Below are 20787 nucleotides of genomic sequence, written 5' to 3'. Positions count from 1 at the left end.
ATGGCCGAGTCCGAGAAGCCCGACACCAGGATGATCGAGGCCCTGCGCGCCTCGCTCAAGGAGATCGACCGGCTGCGGGAGCGCAACCGGGCGCAGACCGCCGCCGCCCGGGAACCGATCGCGATCGTGGGTATGGCGTGCCGCTATCCGGGCGGAGTCCGCTCGCCCGAGGACCTGTGGCGCCTCGTCGCCGAAGGCCGCGACGGCATCGGAGCGTTCCCCGACGACCGCGGCTGGGACCCGGACCTGCACGACCCGGTACCGGGCACCCCGGGCCGCTCCTCCACCGGCGAGGGCGGATTCCTCTACGACGCGGGGGACTTCGACGCCGCGTTCTTCGGCATCTCCCCGCACGAGGCCCTGGTGATGGACCCGCAGCAGCGGCTCCTGCTGGAAGGGGCATGGGAGGCGCTGGAGCACGCGGGCATCGATCCGTCGTCGCTGCGCGGCAGCCCCACCGGCGTGTACGCGGGCGTCATGTACCACGACTACTTCGGCAGCTTCGGCTCCGGCAGCGTCGTCTCGGGCCGGGTCGCCTACACCCTCGGTCTGGAGGGCCCGGCCCTCACCGTCGACACCGCGTGCTCCTCGTCCCTGGTCACGCTCCACCTGGCCGCGCAGGCGCTGCGCCAGGGCGAGTGCACCCTCGCCCTGGCCGGCGGAGTGACGGTCATGGCCTCACCGGGCACCTACGTCGAGTTCAGCCGCCAGGGTGCCCTCTCCCCGGACGGCCGGTGCCGGTCCTTCTCCGACGACGCGAACGGCACCGGGTTCTCCGAAGGCCTCGGTGTGCTGGTGTTGGAGCGGTTGTCGGATGCGCGGCGGTTGGGGCATCGGGTGTTGGCGGTGGTGCGGGGGAGTGCGGTGAATCAGGATGGTGCGTCGAATGGTCTGACGGCGCCGAATGGTCCGTCGCAGCAGCGGGTGTTGCGTGAGGCGTTGGTGTCGGCGGGTGTGTCGGCGGGTGATGTGGATGTGGTGGAGGCGCATGGTACGGGGACGGTTCTGGGTGATCCGATCGAGGCGCAGGCTTTGTTGGCGGTGTATGGGGTTGAGCGTGAGGTGCCGTTGTGGTTGGGGTCGGTGAAGTCGAACATCGGGCATGCGCAGGCGGCTGCGGGTGTGGCGGGTGTGATGAAGATGGTGTTGGCGTTGGGGGAGGGTGTGTTGCCGCGGACGCTGCATGTGGGTGAGCCGTCGCGGAAGGTGGAGTGGGGTGCGGGGCGGGTGCGGTTGCTGGGGGAGGAGCGTCCGTGGGCGCGGGGTGGGCGGGTGCGTCGTGCGGGGGTGTCGTCGTTCGGGATCAGTGGGACGAACGCGCACGTGATCCTGGAGGAGGCACCCGACGACCACACCTCCCCCCGCCCGGAGCCCGAACCTCCCGCACCGGCCGTCATGCTGCCCCTGTCCGCCCGTTCCGCGCCGGCCCTCCCTGCACAGGCCGAGCGGCTGCGCGACTTCCTCGACGCCCGCCCAGGCCTGCCGGTGTCCGCCGTCGCCAGGGCCCTGGGCACCCGGCGCGCGGCCTTCGGCCACCGGGCCGTCGTCGTCGGTGGCGACCGGGAGCAGATCCGGGCGGGGCTGGACGCTCTCGCCACCGGAGGCCCCTCGGCCACCGCCGTCACCGGCCGGGCCCGAACCGGCGGCCGTACCGCGTTCCTGTTCACCGGCCAGGGCGCCCAACGGCCCGGCATGGGACTCGAACTACGCTCCCACTACCCGGTGTTCGCCGATACGTTCGACGCGATCGACGCCCACCTCGGCCTGGACCTGGCGGGCGTACTGAACGCCGAGGACACCCAGGCGGTACACCGCACGCGGTACGCGCAGACCGCCCTGTTCGCCTACGAGGTGGCCCTCTTCAGGCTGCTGGAGTCCTGGGGGGTGCGGCCCGACGTGCTGTCGGGGCACTCCGTCGGCGAGATCGCCGCCGCCCATGTGGCCGGAGTGCTGGACCTGGCCGACGCCTGCACCCTGGTCGCCGCACGCGGCCGGCTCATGCAGGCCCTGCCCGAAGGCGGCGCGATGGTCGCCGTGCGGGCCGGCGAGGACGAGGTCCTCCCGCTGCTGGACGAACGGGTGGGCCTGGCGGCGGTCAACGGACCGTCGGCAGTCGTCCTGTCCGGGGAGCGGGAGGCGGTCCTCTTCGCCGCCGCGGGATTCGAGAAGACCAAGCGGCTCAGTGTCTCGCACGCCTTCCACTCCCCGTTGATGGACCCCATGCTCGACGACTTCCACGCGGTCGTCGCGCAGCTCACCTTCCACGAGCCCCGCGTCGACGTGGTCTCGGCGCTCACCGGACTGCCTGCCACCGGGGAACAGCTGCGCGACCCGGGGTACTGGGTACGGCACGTGCGCGGCACCGTTCGTTTCTCCGACGCCGTCGCCACCCTCGCCGGGTCGGGTGTCACCCGCTATGTCGAGGTCGGTCCCGACGCCGTCCTGACCGGGCTCGTCCGGGAGTGTGTCGGCGGTGACAACGCGACTTTCGTGGCCCTGGGCCGACGCCACGGCACCGAACCGGCGGCCCTGTTGTCCGGGATCGCCCGGCTGCACGTCGACGGCCTGCCTCTGGACTGGGCGGCGCTCTTCCCCGGTACGGCCCGCGCAGAGCTGCCCACGTACGCGTTCCGGCACGAACGCTACTGGCTGGACGCCGAGGTTCCTCTCACCATGGACCGGCCCACCGTGCAGCGGGCCGCCGCTCCGGCCGCTCCCGTCGCCCCCGCCGCGGTGCCGGAGGCGCAGGGGCTGCGGGAGCGGCTGGCGGCGGCCACGGAGGCCGGGCAGGAGACCCTGCTCGCCGACCTGGTACGGGCGCAGACCGCCGCGATACTCGGACACGCGGGACCGCAGGGCGTCGAACCCGACGACGCCTTCCTGGAGATCGGCATGGACTCGGTCTCTGCCGCCGAGCTGAGCGGAGCCCTTGCCGACGCCCTCGGCGTCGCCGTCGCGGCCGGGGCCGCCTTCGACCACCGCACGCCCGCCGCGCTCGCCGCCCACCTGCGCGGACACCTCGCCGGGGACGGCGCCGAGCCGGCGGACGACGACATCGAATCGGTCAGCGGACTGGTGCGGCGCGCGGCGGCCGACGGCAACTGGGAACGCGCCATGACGCTGCTGCACAGCGCGGCGGACATCCTGCCGGGCTTCTCCTCGGCGGCGGAGTTCGGCGACGTGCGCGACCCCGTCCGTCTGGCGAGGGGAGACGAGGGGCCCCGCCTGCTCTGCCTGCCCTCTCCGATGGCGCTGGGCGGCGCCCACCAGTACGCCCGCTTCGCCAGGCACTTCCACGGCCGACGCGACGTGCTGGTCCCGGACGTGCCCGGCTTCGTGCCCGGGGAGCCGCTGCCGCGCTCCGCCGGCGCGGTCGTGGAGGTCGTCGTCGAAGGCATCCGGCGTGCCTGCGCCGACGGACGGCCCTATGTGCTCCTCGGCTACTCCTCCGGTGGACAGTTCGCCCACGCGGCGGCCGAGGCGATGGAGAAGGCCGGCCGGCCGGCTTCCGGCGTGGTTCTGCTGGACACCTACCTGCTCGCCGACGACGGCACCGAACAACTCCGGCGTGAGATGTTCAACGGCATGCTGGACCGCGAATCGTCCGTGGGCGGCTTTGGCACCGGGCGCCTCGCGGCGATGAGCCGTTACAGCGACCTGATCGGGGACTGCCTGCCGGGCCCGCTGAACGCTCCGGTGCTGTTCGTCCGGCCGGAGGAGCCCTTCGCACCCGGTCTCGACGGCTGGCAGGCGGTGTGGGAGAGCGCGCACGAGCTCGCCGAGGTACCCGGTACGCACTTCACGGTCATGGAGGACCAGGCCGAATCGACCGCCGGAGCGGTGGAGAAGTGGCTGTCCGGCATCGCTGCGGCCTGACGCCCTGAGCGGCGGAAGGGGACCCGCGGCCGTGTGTCCGGCACCGGCCGCCGGACCCGCGGCGGCCGGAGGGCCGCCGCTTCACGGCTTCGTCACTGACTCGCCTCACGGAAATGCGACATCCATGCCTGGATATCACATCGAATACTGTCCGGATGTACACCCAGTCGTACGGCGACCTCTTCCGCGGCGAGTTCCGTCTGCCAACCACTGCGCTGCAGCGCGAGCCACATCGTCGTACCACGAGGACCGCACCTGTGGTGTTTCCCGGTGAGCGGCACGAACAGGTCCAGGTCCCCGTCGGGCCGCACACTGGCGATGAGCCCGTGGTCACGCCCCATGCCGCACCGGCCTCGCGTATGCGGCGCCGTCGTGCCTCTCGGCCGTGAGGAGGCCGGCTGTCCTGGCCACATGGATTCCAATCTCTCGGCGTTTTTTCGGATACTGCGACGGTACCCGCTCATACACGTTGTGGCACTGGCAGTAGCTGCATTTTTTACGGTGGGGTAAACGATTCGGACAGGCGAATGCCGGTTGCACTTTCCTGAGAGTATTTCTGCCCCCTTGACAAGGGGCCGGTATTTCTTTCGAAGAAATGATGTTCCGGCGCCGGCCCGGGGAGAGGAACGCGCACCGGTTCGAAGGGCCCGGCGCCTCCTGCGGAAACCCGTCGCAGGCGCCACCAGGGTCACCCGAATCGCAAAGCCCGTCGCCCCTCTCCACGGCACCTCGACGTGAGCTCGAAAAGTTCTCCACGGGCATGGAACTGCTGCACGATTCCAGGTACATGCCTACGGAGGTAGAGAAACCTCTACCTCGAATCGGCGGTATAAGGCCAATGCGCGACGGCCTCGCCGCTCCTAATCTGATCCACAGAAACCGCTTGGGAAGCGCGTCATTCCATTGGGGAGCACGATGCACACATCACACGACCTCCGTCGGACGGAGGCGGTACGACTGGACACCGTGTCGAAGATCTATGGACGAGCGGACAGCCAGGTGGCCGCCCTCCGGGAACTCTCCATGAGCTTCGCCGACGCCACCTTCACCGCGGTGATGGGACCGTCCGGTTCCGGCAAGAGCACCTTCCTGCACTGCGCCGCGGGCCTGATCAGGCCCACCTCCGGAGCCGTGACCGTCGGTGGCACCGACCTCGCCGGCTTGGACGACACCCAACTGACCGTGCTCCGCCGCGACCGGATCGGCTTCATCTTCCAGTCGTTCAACCTGCTGCCCGCGCTGACGGTGATGCAGAACATCGCTCTGCCGCTGCAACTCGCGGGAAAGCGCCCCGACAAGAACCTGATCCACACCGTCGTCCAGCGCGTGGGCCTGGCCGACCGCCTCGGCCACCTGCCGTCCGAGCTGTCCGGCGGCCAGCAGCAGCGCGTCGCCATCGCTCGCGCCCTGGTCACCCAGCCCGCCGTGGTCTTCGCCGACGAGCCGACCGGAGCACTGGACACCCGTACCGCCGCGGCCGTGCTCTCCCTGCTGCGCGAGTCCGTCGACACGGCCCGCCAGACCCTGGTCATGGTCACCCACGACCCGGTGGCAGCCTCGTATGCCGACCGGGTCGTCTTCCTCGCCGACGGCGCCCTCGCCGGCGAACTGCACCGGCCGACGGCCGACGCGGTCGCGGCGCGGATGACACGGCTCGGCGCCTGGGAGGACGAAAACCGCCAGCAGGCCGCCCCGATGACATCCGGAGGGCTGTACTGATGTGGCGGCTCGCTCTGCGTACCCTGAAGTTCCGGCGGACCAGTTTCGTCGCGACCTTCCTCGCCATGTTCCTCGGCGCCGCGATCGTCATCGGCTGCGGCGGCCTGATGGAGACCGGCGTCCGGATGGCCGCCGACCCGCTGCGCCTGAACGCCGCCCCGGTCGTGGTCACCGGCGAACAGTCCTATGACGGTGCCGCCCTGACGGAACGGCACCGTATCGACCCGGCTCTCGCCGGTGAGGTGGCGGCTGCGGACGGCGTCCGCGACGCCGTCGGCGACGTGTCCTTCCCCGCTACCGTCCTCAAGGACGGCAAGGCGCTGACGGGCAAGGGCACCTCGTACGGCCACGGCTGGGCCGGTGCCCGGCTCACCCCCTATACCCTCGCCGCCGGCGCCTCCCCCGTCGCCGGCGGCGAGGTCGTACTCGACTCCGGGCTCGCCGAGCGCGCCGGTGCGGGCCCGGGCTCCGTCGTCGAGATCGTCGTGGGCGGCGAAACCCGGCGGTTCACGGTCAGCGGTGTCGCCGGCCAACGCGGCGACGGCAACCCCGACGCCGCGCTGTTCTTCAGCGACGAGAAGGCCCGCACCCTGGCCGGCGGCCGGATCGACTCGATCGGCGTGCTGCCGGAGAAGGGCGCGGACACCGCAGCGGTCGCCGACGCGGTGCGGTCCGTGGTCGGCGACCGGGCCGAGGTGCTCACGGGTGAGCGGCGCGGCCTGGCGGAACTGCCCGGCACCCTCACGAGCCAGCGCACCGTCGTGATCCTCGCGGCCATCTTCGGCTCGTCCGTGGTGCTGATCGTGATGTTCGGCGTCGCCTCCACACTCGGCCTGTCTCTCCAGCAGCGCACCCGCGAGATGGCCCTGCTGCGGGCCGTGGGCTCCACCCCGCAGCAACTGCGCCGGATGATCCTCATCGAGACCGCGGTGCTTTCGGTCGGCTCGGTACTGCTCGCCCTGTACCCGGGATATCTGCTGGGGCGGCTCCTCTTCGGCGTGCTCACCTCCAGCGGCGTTGTCTCCTCGGCGATCGTGTACCACGCCGGCTGGGTGCCGATGGCCGTCGGCACCGTTGTCACCGTGCTCGCCGCGGCCGGTGCCACCCGCTTCGCGGGCCGTCGCGCCGCCCGCACCGAACCGGTCGCCGCCCTGGCAGAGTCCGTCGCGGGCACCCGCTGGTTCAGCGTGCCGCGCCTGCTGGTCGCGCTGTTCTTCCTCGCCAACGGCATCGGCCTCGCCGTCGCCACCGCCACGGTGATGGAGGACGGCCCGACCCTGGCCAGCACCGCCGGACCTGCCTCCGTGCTGTTCTGCATCGGGCTGGCGCTGCTCGCCCCCGGAATCACCAAGGTGATGGTCGCCCTGCTGTACCTGCCGGTGCGCGCCTTCTCCGGCATCCCCGGCATGCTCGCCCTTCGCAACGCCACCACGGCCAACGTCCGTATGGCGGGCGCCGTCGCACCCATCGTCCTGCTCATCGGCATCGCCACCGGCACCCTCTACATGCAGGCCACCGAGGACCACGTCTCCCGGAGCTCCTACGACCAGAACATCCTGGCCGACTACGTCTTCGACTCCGCCACGGGCGGATTCGCGCCCACCGTCGTCGACCAGGTCCGTGCCACCCCCGGCGTGGCGGCCGCCTCGGAGTTCGTCACCAGCCGCGGCTTCGTCGACGCACCGGACGGGCGCGCCGACACCGAATTGCGGGGCGTGTCCGCCGACGGCGTGCGGCAGAGTCTCGATCTGCGGCCCGTCGCCGGATCCCTGTCCGGCCTGCGCGGCGACACCGTCGCCCTCTCCGACAAGAAGGCCGAAGAATACGGCGTGGGCGTCGGGGACCGGCTTCCCCTGCGCCTCGGCGACGGCACCGCCGTACGTCCCACGGTCGTCGCCCTCTACGCCGACAACCCCAAGCAGCAGTACGTGATCCTGCCCGCGGCGACCCTGGCCCCGCACACGAGCGACGGGCTTCCGCACCAGATCCTGGTCCGCTCCGAACAGGGCGGCTCCGCCGAACTCCGTGAAGCCCTGGCCGGGCTGGCGGCGAGCGTGCCCGGCACCGAACTGGACGACGGGGACTCGCTGGCCGGCCGGAACAACCAGATCCAGCAGATCCTGGTCGCCGCCAACTATACGATCGTCGCCATGATCGTCGGATACGCCGCCATCACCGTCGTCAACACGCTCGTGGCGGTGACCCGCAAGCGCCGTGCCGAGTTCGGCCTCCAGCAGCTGACGGGCGCGACGCGCCGCCAGGTGCTCGGGATGCTGACCGTCGAGGGCGTCCTCATCGGAATCATCGCCACCGTCCTCGGCACGATCGCCGCCGCGACCACCATCGTGCCGTACAGCATGGTCAAGTCCGACTCCTATCTCCCCTCCGGATCCCCCGGGATCTACCTCGCCATCGTCGGAGGGTCCCTGGTGCTGGTCTTCGGCGCCACGCTCCTTCCCTCGTGGCGCGGCATGCGCACGCCCGCAGTCGAGACGGTGAAGGCCGCGTGAGCCGTCTGCGAACCGGACCGTCCCCGGGACCCCCGTCCGGGGACGGTTCTTCCCCCGCCCGCCCCCGCGAGTGGGAGGATGGGCGCATGCGACTGAGCCGGGCCGCCCAGGACACACTGGTCGGCGCACTGATCGCCGCCGGAGCCCTGGCCTCGGTCGTGCTCTTCGTCACGACTGCGTACTTCGTCATCCTGTGCCTCATCGGGATCGGTTTCCTCGCGTTGCCCCACCTGACCACCGCGGTGCGCTGGGTCTGCGACCTGAACCGGCGGGCCGCCGCCCGCTCCGGAGTCCTGGTGGAACGGCCCTACCGGCCCGAACCCGAGGAGATCGAACGGGACATCGTCGGCTGGGTGCGCCGCTGCAAATGGATCCTGGCCGACCCGGCGAGCTGGCGGGACCTGCTGTGGCTGCTCCTCAACAGCGTTGTCGGCCTGCTGCTCGGCAGCGCCCCGGCCGCGCTGCTGTACTACGCGGGGGAGGGGTTCGTGCTGGCCTGCGGCCTGTGGCGGCCCGTCGCCTCCGACGGAGTGGGCCGCTGGTACGCGTTCATCACCGTCGACAGCTGGCCCGCCGCCCTCGCCGCGGCCCTGGCGGCCCTCGCCGTGTTCGCCGGCTGGCTGCGCCTCAGCCCCTGGATCCTGAAGGGCCACGCCTACTTCGTCCTGTTCCTGCTGGGCCCGACCCAGGGCGCCCGCCTCGCCTCCCGGGTCCGGCACCTGGCGGAGACGCGCTCCGGCGCTCTGGACATCCAGGCCGCCGAGGTGCGCCGCATCGAACGCGATCTGCACGACGGCGCCCAGGCCAGGCTGGTCAGTCTCGGCCTCACCCTCGGCGCCGTCGACCGGCAGCTGGACCGGAACACCGACGAGGCACGCCGCCTGCTGAACGACGCGCGCAGTTCCTCCGTGCAGGCCCTGCGTGAGCTGCGCGGCCTGGTCCGGGGCATCCACCCCCCGGTGCTCGCCGAGCGCGGACTCGCCGACGCCGTCAGGGCGTTGGGCCTGGCCAGCCCACTGCCCGTCACGGTCGTCGCGGCCCTACCCGGAAAGCTGCCCGATCCGGTGGAGTCCGCCATCTACTTCTCCGTGTCGGAACTGCTCACCAACGCCCTCAAACACGCCGACGCCGGACGGGTCGAGGTGACTCTGCTTTACGCGGACGGCTTCCTGCACGGGCAGGTCACCGACGACGGCCGAGGGGGAGCCGAGATGTCAGCCGGGAGCGGCCTGGAGGGGATCCGGCGCCGGCTGGCATCCTTTGACGGCGTCCTGGAGATCGACAGTCCCCCGGGCGGGCCGACCGTCATGAAAATGGAGTTGCCATGCGTGTTGTCCTCGCCGAAGACCTCTTCCTCCTGAGGCAGGGAATCATCCAGCTGCTCGAGGCCTACGACTGCGAGGTGGTCGCCGCCGTCGACAACGGGACGGACCTCGGGCGGGCCATCGCCGAACACCGTCCCGACGTGGCCGTGGTGGACGTCCGCCTACCGCCGACGTTCACCACCGAGGGCCTGCAGGCCGCCCTTCTGGCCCGCCGCGAGCAGCCTGGTCTGCCGATCCTCGTCCTCTCCCAGCACGTCGAGCAGATGTACGCACGCGAACTGCTGGCCGACGGCACCGGTGGCATCGGCTACTTGCTCAAGGACAGCGTCCTGGACGACCGGCAGTTCATCGACGCCGTCCGCCGGGTCGCGGCCGGCGGCATGGCCATGGACCCCTCCGTCGTCGCCCAGTTGATGACGTCCCACTCCCGTGACGAGCCGCTGTCCGCGCTCACCGCGCGGGAGCGCACCGTGCTGGAGCTCATGGCGGAAGGGTGCTCCAACACGGCCATCGCCCAACGGCTGACCGTCACCGAGGGCGCGGCGGCCAAGCACATCTCGAACATCTTCTCCAAGCTGATGCTTCCCCCGTCGAGTGACAACAACCGCCGCGTCCTGGCGGTGCTGGCCTACCTCAACGCGTGAGTGCCGACTGCCGCCCCCGGGCCTGGAGGTGGTAGGGGTGCGGGCCTCCGGGCCCGAGAGGTGGGACTCCTCGGGCATACCAGGTGCGGCCGTCGGCGCCGCCGCCACGAAGAGGTTTGCAGGCGCAGACGTATCCAGCCTGCAGCCCTCTCCCGGCCGGCGCCCTCCAACGGGGTTCTCCCACCGCTCAACCGCCCCGCGTCCGTCCGGTCCACCGCGCCCTGGCCCGGGCGACGTCGGGGTACCTCCCCGCCCGGGCCTCGCGCGGCTCCGCTGCCGACGTGTCCTCGAACTCGTTCCTCACCTCGGTTGTGATGCCGCGGTATTCATGGTCGGGGCGGAGCCGGCGGCGTTCGCGGAGGTGTGCGCGGTAGTGGCAGACGATGTCCTCGTCGAACACGGCGACGCGGCCGCGGGTGGTCTGGGTGCTGAGGTGGCGATCACGGGCGGCTCGGCATCCGGTGTGCACCTGGCTCAACGGCGGATGAAGCCGAGGCCGGTGGCTGCGGCGACGGCGGCGGTGCGGGAGTCGACGCCGAGTTTGGCGTAGATGCGGGCCAGGTGGGATTTGACGGTGCCTTCGGTCAGGTGGAGGCGCGCGCCGATGGCCTGGTTGGACAGCCCGTCGGCGACCAGGGAGAGGACTTCGGTCTCGCGCCGGGTCAAGGCGGTGCCAGGGGTGCGCAGGCGTTTCATCAGCCGGTCCGCGACGCTGGGCGCGAGTGTCGTGCGGCCGGCGGCCGCGGTACGTACGGCGGCGGCCAGGTCCTCCGGTGGGGCGTCCTTGAGGAGGTAGCCGGTGGCGCCGGCTTCGATGGCGGGCAGCGTGTCGGCGTCGGAGTCGTAAGTGGTGACGATCAGCACGCGGGGGGCTCCAGGCCGGGCGGTGATCTGTGCAGTGGCCTCGGCGCCGCCCATGCCCCTGCCGAACTGAAGGTCCATCAGGACGACGTCGATGTCGCCTTCGGCGGCGCGCGTGACGGCGTGCTCGGCGGTGGCGGCTTCGGCCACGACGACGAGTCCGGGCTCGGTTTCCAGCACGGCGCGCAGTCCGGCCCGTACGACAGGATGGTCGTCGGCCAGGAGCAGGCGGATGGGCGCGTCGTCGGTCATGGGCGGGCCTCGGGCTCGGTGCCGGCCGGCGGCGTGAGGGGCAGCTGGACGGCCAGGGCGCTGCCGCCGCCGGGGACGGAATCGATGGTGAGGGCGCCGCCGAGGGCCTGGGCGCGGGCGCGCATGCCGGCCAGCCCGAAGCCGCCGGTCTCGGGGTCGGGGGCGGGCAGGCGCACGGGGTCGAAGCCCCGGCCGTCGTCGACGATGTCGAGGGCGACGTGTTCGCCGAGGTAGCTGAGGGTGACGTCGGCGGCGGTGGCTTCGGCGTGCTGGACGGTGTTGGCCAGGGCGGACTGGGCGATGCGCAGCAGCGCGACCTCGTGCGCGGTGGTGAGCGGGGCGGGGGTGCCGGAGAGGTGGAAGCGTGTGGTGATCCGGTGCCGGGCGGAAGTGGTGGTGCACAGGCGTTCCAGGGCACCGGCCACGGAGGTGCCTTCCAGGGTGGGTGGGGTGAGGGCGGCGACGAAGCGGCGGGCCTCGGCGAGGTTGTCGACGGCGGCCTGCCGTGCCTGGTCGACGTAGCGGGCCGCGTTCTGCGGTGCCCGGGGCAGGGCGCGTTCGGCGGCACGCAGCAGCAGCTGGATGCTGGAGAGGCCCTGGGCGAGGGTGTCGTGGATCTCGCGGGCCAGGCGGTCGCGTTCGGCGAGCACGCCTGCGGTGTGCTGGGCGGCGGCCAGGTCGGCGCGGGCAGCGGTGAGTTCCTCGATCAGCCGGCGGCGGTGTTCGCTCTCCCGGTACAGGGCCTGATATCCCCACACCACGGCGACGGCGACGGCAGCCCCGAGGCCGGGGCCGATGGCCATGGCGGGGCTGAAGGAGCGCTGGTGGGCGGCGAAGCCCGCGATGGCCGCGGCGGCGGTGGCGGCCACGGCCACCAGCCCGGCGCGGCGGGACAGCAGGTGCAGCTGGAGGAAGTACAACGGGAAGGCCACCCACACGGCATCGGGGGTGAAAGCCAGCAGTACCAGCCAGCAGACCCCCACGGCGGTCAGCCAGAGCGCGGCCGCCCGCCGCGACCGGCGTACGCCGGGCAGCACGGGGCCGGCCGCATACGTCAGGCCGCACGCTGCTGCCGTGGCGACGATCCATCCAGCGTGAGGCGGCTCGCCGGTCACGGTCCGTCCGGCGGCCAGGGCGAGCAGGCCGATGACCAGCAGGTGCAGGCACCAGGCCAGGGCCCGGGTGGTCGGGGTCGGGGAAGGGGCGGCAGAGTTCACAGTGCTTTCCAGGTTACGAAAGCCGGCGCCGGAAGGGCCTCCATCAAAAGTTAGAACCCGCGTGCCGTCCTTCGGACCGCCGAATGCCGTCCTGCGCCAGACGCGCACGCGGGGGGCCGGCGGCGACGGTGGAGCCATACCGCTTCCACCACCGGAAAGGACAGGCCAAAGCCGTGTTTGTCGCCTGGAGAGACCTGAAGTTCGCCAAGGGGCGCTTCGCCCTGATGGGGACCGTCATCGTACTGATCACCCTCCTGGTCGGGCTGCTGTCCGGGCTGACGGCCGGACTGGGCCGGCAGAACGTCTCCGCGATCACGTCCCTGCCCGTCGACAGGATCGCCTTCCAGGCTCCCAGTGGCGGACAGGGCCTGTCGTACTCCAGCTCCACCGTCACCGAACAGCAGTGGAAGAAGTGGTCTACGGCGCCCGGTGTCGAAAGCGCCGAGCCGCTGGGGATCACCATGACCAAGGCCACCTCGGGAGACAGGAGCACCGGGGTCTCGGCCTTCGGCGTCAAGCCCGGCTCCCGCCTCGCCCCGGACAGCACCAGGATCACCGGCAGCGCGGCAGTGCTGTCCACTGCGGCCGCCGACGACCTCGGCGTCAACGCCGGGGACGCCCTGACCCTGGCAGGCCGGCGGCTGGAGGTGGCCGCCGTCGCGGGCGAGGCCCACTACAGTCACAGCCCGGTGATCTGGATCAGTCTGGACACCTGGCAGCAGATCGTGCCTCCCGCCGGCACCGACGGCGGCCCGACCGCGACCGTCATCGCCCTGAGCACCACCTCTGAGGCCGACACGACTGCCACTGACCATCAGGCCGGCACCAGGACGGTCTCCACCGAAGACTCGCTGTCCGCGATCGGCTCCTACATCTCCGAGAACGGCTCCCTGCAGCTGATGCGCGGCTTCCTCTTCGCGATCTCCGCTCTCGTCATCGGAGCCTTCTTCACCGTCTGGACCATCCAACGCAGCGGCGACGTCGCCGTCCTCAAGGCCCTGGGCGCCTCCACCGCCGGCCTGCTCAAGGACGCCCTCGGCCAGGCCGTCGTCCTGCTCGTCAGCGGCACACTGATCGGCACCGGCATCGCCGCAGCGCTGGGCGCAATCGTGGCCGGCTCCGCCGTGCCGTTCCTCCTCACCCCCGCCACCGTCCTGATCCCAGCCGTCGTGATCATCCTCCTCGGTGTGCTCGGCGCCGCCCTGTCCATCCGCCGCATCACCTCCGTCGACCCACTGACCGCCCTGGGGAGCGCCCGATGAGCCTGACCCTGACCGACATCACCCTCACCTACCCCGACGGAGACGTCCGCCTGACCGCTCTCGACCAGGTCAGCCTGGAGGTCCCCCGGGGCAGCCTGACCGCCGTGGTGGGCCCCTCCGGCTCCGGCAAGTCCAGCCTCCTCGCGGTCGCCGCCACCCTGATCACCCCCGACACCGGCACCGTCACCGTCGACGGCCGGAGCACCGCCGGTCTCAGCCGCGGCGAACTCACCGAACTGCGCCGGCACAAGATCGGCATCGTCTTCCAGCAGCCCAACCTGCTGCCCTCCCTCACCGCCGCCGAACAACTCCAGGTCATGGCCCAGATCGACGGTCGCAGACCCCGCAGCGCACATGACCGCGCGATGGAGCTCCTCGACGCCGTCGGTCTCGCCGACCAGGCCGGCCGCCGCCCCCACCAGCTCTCCGGCGGCCAGCGCCAGCGCGTCAACATCGCCCGCGCCCTGATGAACGACCCCACCGTCCTTCTGTTCGACGAACCCACCAGCGCCCTCGACCACGAACGCGGCAGTGCCGTCCTCGACCTCATCACCCGCCTCACCCACCAACAGGCCACCGCGACGATCCTGGTCACCCACGACCGCACCCACCTCACAGCCATCGACCGGATCGCCGAAGTCCACGACGGACGCTTGCGCCTATCGGCCATGAACCGGTAAGCGATCGACTCGCACGAGCCACAGGGCCGAACGAGCTCCGCATACGACGACCATTGCGCGGGGAAGGCCAGCACGGAGAGTTCCGTGGCGGTGGGCGGTCAGCGGCCGTGGCCGGATGAGGTGCGACCGGGCGGCAGCACGGTGTGCGCGGTCGAATCTGCCGGGTTCTTCCTGGCCCACCTGCACGCCGCCCGAAAACGGGAAGCGACGTGACTGGGTCGTTCACCAGTGCCGACCGACGCAGGCGCCCGGTTGACCGGCCGCATCCCCGAGGCGGCCATGAGCGCGCTCAGCCGGACGATTCCCAAGCCCATCAGCCCCTCGGTGGGCGGCTGCTCGCATGGAGAGTGGGACCGGCTGAGCGCGGCGGCTCGCGCGGACACCGCACGCGTCGCGCGGCGGATCCGGGCATCGGAGGACCTGCTCCGAAAGGCGCGTGTCCGCCTCACACGGTTGTGGCGGTGGGCTCGGCGGCGGGGACCTCCGCCGTGCCGGGGGCCTTGCGTGTGACGGGGGAGCGCAGGGCGAGGGTGGCGGCCACCGGCGAGAACAGGGCGACGGCTGCGCAGAGCAGCCAGGTCCCGGTCACGCCCAGCGGCGTGGACAGCGCACTGAAGAAGGCGAGGGAGAGGGGCGCGGCCCCGATGCTGGAGAGGGAGAAGGTGGACATCGCGGCACCCAGCCGGCCTTCGGGGACCGCCTGTTGGTAGGCGGTGACCAGAGCCGGACCGTTCAGTCCGGAGAAGAGGCCCGCGGCGCACGCCGTGACGGCCAGCAGGGCCGGCGAGGAGACCAGCGCCATGGAGCCCAGGCCGATGGCGAGCCCGGTGCCGGTGACCATGAGCTTGACCGGGACCGGGATGCGGTGGGCGAGTACGGCGCCCACCGCCGCCGAAGCCAGGGCGCCGGCGCTGAAGGCAGTCAGGGCCGCCGCGACGGTGCCGATGCCCCATCCCTCGCCGGAGACACGCAGCGGCAGGGCGACTTCGGCCGGCCACAGGAAGGAGAAGTCCATGCAGAAGCAGGCGATGAACATCCAGCGCAGTCTGGGGTGAGAGCCCAGCAGCAGAAGGCCGTCGCCGGAACGGCGCAGCAGTGAGGGGCCGGCGTCGGAGCGGCGCTCGGGGCGGGTCATGCCGCGAGTGACGTGAAAGGCGCAGAACAGCCACACGGCGCATCCGCCGGCCGAGAGGAGCATGACGTGGGACAGGCTGCCCGCCACCACCAGCCAGGCCCCGAGCGGCGATCCGGCGATCGGAGCCAGCCGCATCACCATGGAGAACAGGGAGTTGGCTCGGCCCAGGTGCTCCCGAGGAGCCAGTCCGGTCAGCAGGACGCCGGAGGCGGGGCCGGTCAGGCCGAGCAGGGAGCCCTCCACCACAGCGACGGCGATCAGCGGCCAGAGGCTGTCGGCGCTCGCGGCGACCAGGGCGCCGATCGCGAGAACGACGAGTCGGGTGGCGGTGGCCCGCAGCAGTACGGCGCGCGGGCCGAGGCTGTCGGCGAGAGCGCCGCCGAACAGGAGCATCAGGGCGCGCGGCAGCGTGGAAGCGAGGATCACGACGGTGACGGCGCTGCGCCCACCGATCTGGACCGCGGTCCAGCTCATGGCGATGATCAGGGCGAAGCTCCCGCACTGGACGGCGGCCTGGCCGGTGACGAAGCTGCCGATGCGCCGCCAGTCCGGTGCGGGAGCCGCGTCGGACGACGGAGCGGAGGAGTTGGTTGTCATGGGGTCGGCTTTCTGAGGAGGGCGCGTAGTACGGCGGCCGGAGTGGAGGCGGGGGACGGTTCGGGCGGAGCGGAGGGTGGCGCGGACGGGGCGGACGGTTCAGGCCGGGCGTCGGGGGCGCGAACCGCGACGCGGGTGCCGTCGCCGCGGAGCGTGGCCGTGACGGCCAGAGCGGCCGCGCGGCTGACGGCGTGGTGCAGGAGCCGGCGGCCACGCGCACCGCGTGCGGCGCGGACGCCACCCGGGGTGCGCAGCTCCAGATGGCCGCCGAGGTAACCCCGGCCTTCCTCCGCGAGGGCACGCTCGGCGGCGCGGCGAGCCGCGTCGAACAACGTGTCCCGGCCCCTTCCTTCGCGGCCGTCTCCGTCCCCGCCCCCTGCGCCGTCGTCGGCGGAGGCCACGGTGACGCCGGGCGACTCCCGTACCTGGAAGCGTGCCTGGACGGCGCGGTCGTGCGGGCGGTGGGCCCGGCCGTTCACGTCGTCGCTCCGGCGGGCGCCTGCCCGGTGGCGAGGGGCACCCGTACGTCGAAGGAACCGTCGGGCCACCACAGGTCCTCGTGGTCCAGCGCGGTGGCGGTGTACTTGCCGAGGGCGCTGATCAGCAGACGCAGTTCGAGCGCGATGCTCTCGACCAGGCGCTCCAGGCCGTGGCCAGGGTCCTCGTCGACGGCGATCAGGGCGGCGCGGCCCAGGCCGACGGCCCGGGCGCCGAGGGCGAGGGCACGCAGGGAGCGTCCGCCCTCCCACATGCCCCCGCTGGCGAGCAGGCAGCCGTCGGGGCGGCCGATCCGGCGCAGGCACTCGGAGAGCGGCAGCCCGACCTGTTCGAGGAAGACCCGAGGGGCCCAGCCGGTGCCGCCCTCCGCACCGTCCACCGTGACGGCGTCGGCTCCGGCTGCCCAGGCGACCCGGGCGGCATCCCCGATGTCGCGTCCCGGGTGGAACTTCACCCAGGTGCGGGCCCTGGGAAAGTTGTTCCGCATGAAGCGCAGTTGCTGGCGCAGGATCTCGTCGGTGAAGGTACCGGGCGTGGCGCACCGCAGACGGCGGTCGGTGTCCTCGCCGAACGGCCCTGTGACGGTGAACCGGCCCGCCAGTTGCTCCGCCTCCGAGCGCGAGACGACGGTCATGCCGCCGAGACCGGGCTTGGCGCCCTGGCCGGTCTTCAACTCGAAGGCAAGGCGCCCGGATTCGAGCAGCGGGCGGGTGGCGGGGTCACTGTAGAGGAGGTTCCACACCTCGGAGTCGGCGTCCTCGGTGGACTGCTGCACGACGATCCCGCCGACACCCTCGGGCGCGGCGCCCAGGTAGGCCTCGATGCGGTCGAGCAGTGCGGAGCGCGTGGCGTCCCCGCCGCGCCGGTAGCCGTGGACGGGCACCATGTTCTCCCCGATGACCATCGGAATGCCGAGCCGGCCCGCCTGGCGCGAGGCGTGGAGAGCGAGGTCGCCGCTGCCCGCACGGGTGGATCCGAACGCGGACAGGTACAGCGGCAGCGAGGCGTCGAAGCCGCCGGTCCGGGTGGTCAGGTCGACGTCGCCGTACTCCGGCTCGCGGGCGAGATCGATGAGCTTCTCGAGCCGTTCGGGCATGAAGACGGGCGGGGCGACGCGGGCCCGGTCGAGTGCGTCGCCGGCGGCGGCTCCGGCAGCGGGACCGAAGAGCTCGGCGCCGTAGGAGTCGGCGTCCGGGAAGACCTCCGCGGTGCCGCGCCGGGCGCGGGCGCGGATCCGGCCTTCCGGGAAGCCGGGTGCGGTGAGGGCGCTCACGGGGCCACCACCCCGGGGAGCTTCGGGTAGGCGCTGACCTGCCACAGGGAGTCGAGGCCGGTGAGGAAGCGGACCAGTCGCTGCAGGCCCATGCCGAATCCGGCGCTGGCCGGGATGCCCTCGCGCGCCTCCCTGAGATACCAGGCGTACTTGGCGGGATTCTCCCCGCTCTCACGCATACGGGTGACGATGGTCGCGTAGTCCGACTCGCGCTCGCTCCCGGAGACCAGCTCGCCGTAGCCGTGCGGGGCTATGAGGTCGAAGTTGCGCAGCACTCCGGGTCGGCCGGGGTCCTCACGGTCGTAGAAGCCGCGGGAACCCTTGGGGTAGTCGTTGATGAAGAAGGGGCGGTCGCTCTCGAGGGAGAGAAGCCGTTCGCCGGTCCAGTCGATCTCGCTGTCCGGGCTCTGCGGGTGACCGGCGCCCCGCAGGTTGGCGACGGCTTCCTGATGGGTGCACACGTCGTACTTGCCGCTGCGGATGTCGGCGAAGTCGGCTTCCTGGCGCCCGAGTCCGGTGAGGATGTCGGGGACGGTCGTCCACACGTGCTCGACGACGTGGGTGAGCAGTCCGGCGGCGACCTCCTGGGCGTCCTCACGACCGGCGCCGGCGATCTCGACGTCGATCTGGTGGAACTCCACCAGATGCCGTCCGGTGGTGGCCGTCTCCTCGGGCTCCACGCGCACGTTGGGGGCGATGTAGAAGAGCTTCGGGAAGCCGCGCAGGGACGTCTGCTTGTAGAGGATGGCGCTGGTCATCAGCTTGTACGGGTGGCCGTAGTAGTCGACGTCCAGGGCCTTCGCGCCCCGGCCGCCCGGGTCGGTGACGGGGCCGACGAGCGGGGGCAGCAGCTCGGTGAAGCCCAGCCGTCGCAGGTGGTCGCGGGTCGCCTGCAGGGCTTCCTGCTGCACGAGCATGGCGGCGCGCAGCTGCGGGGAGCGCAGGTGTTCGCCGAGCGGGGGCGGCAGGGCGGGGCCGTTGGGCTGCGGGGCGTGGTCCATGGCGGGGCTCCTCTGTTCGTGGGACAAGGCGGGAGAGCGGTGACGGGAAGGCGGCCGTGGCGAAAGCCGTTGTGGAGAAGGGTGTCGCGGGCCGGACCGGGGAGTGGCCGGGCCGTCAGGTCGGGCGCGGCGCCAGGCTGCCGGGAGCCCGGACGGCCACCGGGTCGCGGGGCGCCCGGTCGTAACGCACGGCCATGTGGTGGAGGGCGGTGAGCAGGCCGTCGGCGGTGAGCGGAGTGAGGTCGTCGGGGGCGTCGGGGCGGATCGGCATGGCACCGGTGTCCGACCAGCGGAGGCGGCCGTCGGCGCCGATGACGCTGCGGGAGCGACCGGCGTTGTCGGGGTGGAGGCAGAACGGCACGTCGAGCAGGCCGCGTTCGAAGGCGATCGGCAGAGCGCGGGCAAGGTCGGAGTGGAGGCCGAGGACGGCCTCCACGAGGGCGCGGGCCTCTTCGTAGACCTCGCTCCGCGGGGCGAGGGCGACCGGGGCGGGCGGGCCGGCGAGCGCCGCGGCCGCCGCGGCGGTCTCCAGGGCACGGATATTCTCGTCGACCGTGGGGATGCGGCGGGACTCGGCGGTCGTCTTGACGAGGAGCCGCTGCGCCCCGGACCGCAGGGCGAGGCGGGCGGACGCCTCGAGGAGACGGGTGGCCCCGCGCTCCGTGCGCGGGTAGACACCCATGTACGTGTAGAGGACGACATGGTGGTCCACACCGGACGGAAGGAGCTCGCCGGCCAGCCTTCGCAGCGCGTGTACGGCCTCCTCGTCCTGACCCGGGTCGGTCTGTTGCGCGTAGCTCAACGAGACGCTGCGCAGGCCGTGCTGGGCGAAGAACAGGCACTCCAGCACGCTCATGGCGACGAGCAGCCCGGGCGGGCAGAGCTGGCCCAGCAGACAGCCGCCGAAGCTCTCCAGATGCGGCACGGAGCCGGAGCGGGCGCTCGTGGCGAGGAGCTCGCACCCCTCGGCCCACGCCGCGACGGACTCCCGCAGCGGGGTGCGGCCGTAGGGCAGGCAGTACGAGACGGGGCCGCCTTCGGTCGCGTCGAGACCCGCCGCGACCAGGGCCCGGACGATGCTCTGCGGGCGGGCCGAGCCGTGCCGGACCTGGACGGGGAACCCGTCGTCGTGGAGACCGTCGAGCAGGGTGCGGGTGACGGCGAGCGGGTGGGTGACGAGGGGATAGCCGTTGAGCCGGGTGCCTTCGGCGAGGGCGGCGCGGGCTCCGGCGAGGTCGCCGACGCGGGTGTAGCTGTCGATGGTGAGCGTGCCGACGGTCGTGGCGGTGGCTGCCCTGGTCCGCGCCAGACCGGCGCGCATGGCCTCGGGGTCGCCGAATCCCATGCGGGGCTGGACGACCAGGCGGCCGGCGGCGGCGGAGTCCGCGACGAACGCGCCGAAGGGACGCGGGCCGTCGTTCATGCCGCGGCCGCCCGGTCGCGGGCCGCGAGGAAGACGCACAGCGCCTCCAGGTCGTCGGCGCCGTCACCGAGGACGGCGTCGCAGCCCGCTTCGCGCAGCCGGGCCGCCTCGGACCCGCGGCTGTGGCCGGCGACGCCGAGCTTGCCGCCGACGGCCACCGGCACTGCGGCCAGGGCCGGTTCGGCGCGCAGCACGCGCACGGCTGCGAGGGCGTCCCGGTAACCGTGGCCGTTGACGCTGCTGAGCACGACCGCGTCGGGGGTGTGCCGACGGCAGGCGGCCGTGAGCAGGCCGGGACTCACGCAGGGGCCCAGCGTGACGACGTCGTGCCCCCGCTCCTCCAGGAACAGCCAGAGATATACGAGGTTCCAGGTGTGGGAGTCCGAAGCGGTTCCGCTCAGGAGTATCTTCATGCCTTCGACGATATTTCTCCCGATGCTTCCCGGGAGGAAGTCGAGCGGCAGAATCGGGCGGCAGTTTCATGCCCGGCGGTCCGTCCGGAAGTTCCCCCGGT

At 72.1% G+C, this 20787-nt stretch carries 16 protein-coding genes; 7 read left to right on the top strand and 9 right to left on the bottom strand.

The window, feature by feature from the left end:
• The 5 genes from ACWCSV_RS17295 to ACWCSV_RS17275 all read left to right on the top strand — a co-directional run bounded on the left by ACWCSV_RS17295 (position 1) and on the right by ACWCSV_RS17275 (position 10074).
• On the top strand, positions 1-3876 hold the full coding sequence (locus tag ACWCSV_RS17295) for a type I polyketide synthase (protein WP_451142991.1): 3876 nt from the start codon (positions 1-3) through the stop codon (positions 3874-3876).
• 915 nt (positions 3877-4791) lie between these two features.
• Positions 4792-5595, top strand: a complete 804-nt coding sequence (locus ACWCSV_RS17290) for an ABC transporter ATP-binding protein (RefSeq protein ID WP_451142989.1) — start codon at positions 4792-4794, stop codon at positions 5593-5595.
• The gene (locus ACWCSV_RS17285) at positions 5595-8105 is read left to right on the top strand and encodes an FtsX-like permease family protein (protein WP_451142987.1); all 2511 of its coding nucleotides are present in this window, start codon (positions 5595-5597) and stop codon (positions 8103-8105) included. Before ACWCSV_RS17290 ends, ACWCSV_RS17285 begins: the two co-directional genes overlap by 1 nt.
• 86 nt (positions 8106-8191) lie before the next feature.
• Entirely contained in the window at positions 8192-9466 is a 1275-nt protein-coding gene (locus tag ACWCSV_RS17280) for a sensor domain-containing protein (RefSeq protein ID WP_451142985.1), read from the top strand.
• Entirely contained in the window at positions 9430-10074 is a 645-nt protein-coding gene (locus tag ACWCSV_RS17275; protein ID WP_451142983.1) for a response regulator transcription factor, read from the top strand. The genes ACWCSV_RS17280 and ACWCSV_RS17275 overlap by 37 nt, the downstream gene beginning before the upstream one ends.
• 187 nt (positions 10075-10261) lie before the next feature.
• On the opposite strand, the gene ACWCSV_RS17270 is transcribed toward ACWCSV_RS17275, so the two are convergent.
• Genes ACWCSV_RS17270 through ACWCSV_RS17260 form a run of 3 tightly spaced genes read right to left on the bottom strand, consistent with a single transcriptional unit; the run spans position 10262 to position 12404 of the window.
• A complete protein-coding gene (locus ACWCSV_RS17270; protein ID WP_451142981.1) occupies positions 10262-10552 on the bottom strand; it encodes a hypothetical protein in 291 nt (96 codons plus the stop codon).
• Positions 10549-11187, bottom strand: a complete 639-nt coding sequence (locus ACWCSV_RS17265; RefSeq protein ID WP_451142979.1) for a response regulator — start codon at positions 11185-11187, stop codon at positions 10549-10551. The genes ACWCSV_RS17270 and ACWCSV_RS17265 overlap by 4 nt, the downstream gene beginning before the upstream one ends.
• A complete protein-coding gene (locus tag ACWCSV_RS17260; RefSeq protein ID WP_451142977.1) occupies positions 11184-12404 on the bottom strand; it encodes a sensor histidine kinase in 1221 nt (406 codons plus the stop codon). Before ACWCSV_RS17260 ends, ACWCSV_RS17265 begins: the two co-directional genes overlap by 4 nt.
• A gap of 173 nt (positions 12405-12577) precedes the next feature.
• Between ACWCSV_RS17260 and ACWCSV_RS17255 the strand changes: the two genes are divergently transcribed.
• Positions 12578-13666: an ABC transporter permease gene (locus tag ACWCSV_RS17255; protein ID WP_451142975.1), complete on the top strand. Its 1089-nt coding sequence runs from the start codon at positions 12578-12580 to the stop codon at positions 13664-13666.
• Complete coding sequence (locus tag ACWCSV_RS17250) at positions 13663-14346, top strand: ABC transporter ATP-binding protein (protein WP_451142973.1); 684 nt, start codon at positions 13663-13665, stop codon at positions 14344-14346. The genes ACWCSV_RS17255 and ACWCSV_RS17250 overlap by 4 nt, the downstream gene beginning before the upstream one ends.
• Positions 14347-14791: 445 nt before the next feature.
• On the opposite strand, the gene ACWCSV_RS17245 is transcribed toward ACWCSV_RS17250, so the two are convergent.
• From ACWCSV_RS17245 to ACWCSV_RS17220, 6 genes are all read right to left on the bottom strand, one after another.
• The gene (locus ACWCSV_RS17245) at positions 14792-16078 is read right to left on the bottom strand and encodes an MFS transporter (RefSeq protein WP_451142971.1); all 1287 of its coding nucleotides are present in this window, start codon (positions 16076-16078) and stop codon (positions 14792-14794) included.
• Positions 16075-16557 carry a hypothetical protein gene (locus ACWCSV_RS17240; RefSeq protein ID WP_451142969.1) on the bottom strand — a complete coding sequence of 161 codons (483 nt, stop codon included), beginning with the start codon at positions 16555-16557 and terminating at the stop codon, positions 16075-16077. The genes ACWCSV_RS17245 and ACWCSV_RS17240 overlap by 4 nt, the downstream gene beginning before the upstream one ends.
• A complete protein-coding gene (locus ACWCSV_RS17235) occupies positions 16554-17849 on the bottom strand; it encodes a glutamate synthase-related protein (protein ID WP_451142967.1) in 1296 nt (431 codons plus the stop codon). The genes ACWCSV_RS17240 and ACWCSV_RS17235 overlap by 4 nt, the downstream gene beginning before the upstream one ends.
• The gene (locus ACWCSV_RS17230; protein WP_451142965.1) at positions 17846-18850 is read right to left on the bottom strand and encodes an asparagine synthetase A; all 1005 of its coding nucleotides are present in this window, start codon (positions 18848-18850) and stop codon (positions 17846-17848) included. Before ACWCSV_RS17230 ends, ACWCSV_RS17235 begins: the two co-directional genes overlap by 4 nt.
• 115 nt (positions 18851-18965) lie before the next feature.
• Positions 18966-20273: a methylaspartate mutase gene (locus tag ACWCSV_RS17225; RefSeq protein ID WP_451142963.1), complete on the bottom strand. Its 1308-nt coding sequence runs from the start codon at positions 20271-20273 to the stop codon at positions 18966-18968.
• Positions 20270-20686 carry a cobalamin B12-binding domain-containing protein gene (locus ACWCSV_RS17220; RefSeq protein WP_451142961.1) on the bottom strand — a complete coding sequence of 139 codons (417 nt, stop codon included), beginning with the start codon at positions 20684-20686 and terminating at the stop codon, positions 20270-20272. Before ACWCSV_RS17220 ends, ACWCSV_RS17225 begins: the two co-directional genes overlap by 4 nt.
• Positions 20687-20787 lie beyond the last annotated feature (101 nt).

The organism is Streptomyces sp. NPDC001770, from assembly GCF_053596135.1.
Note: the sequence above shows the minus strand (reverse complement) of the source record. Positions and strands in the feature narration are given on the sequence as shown.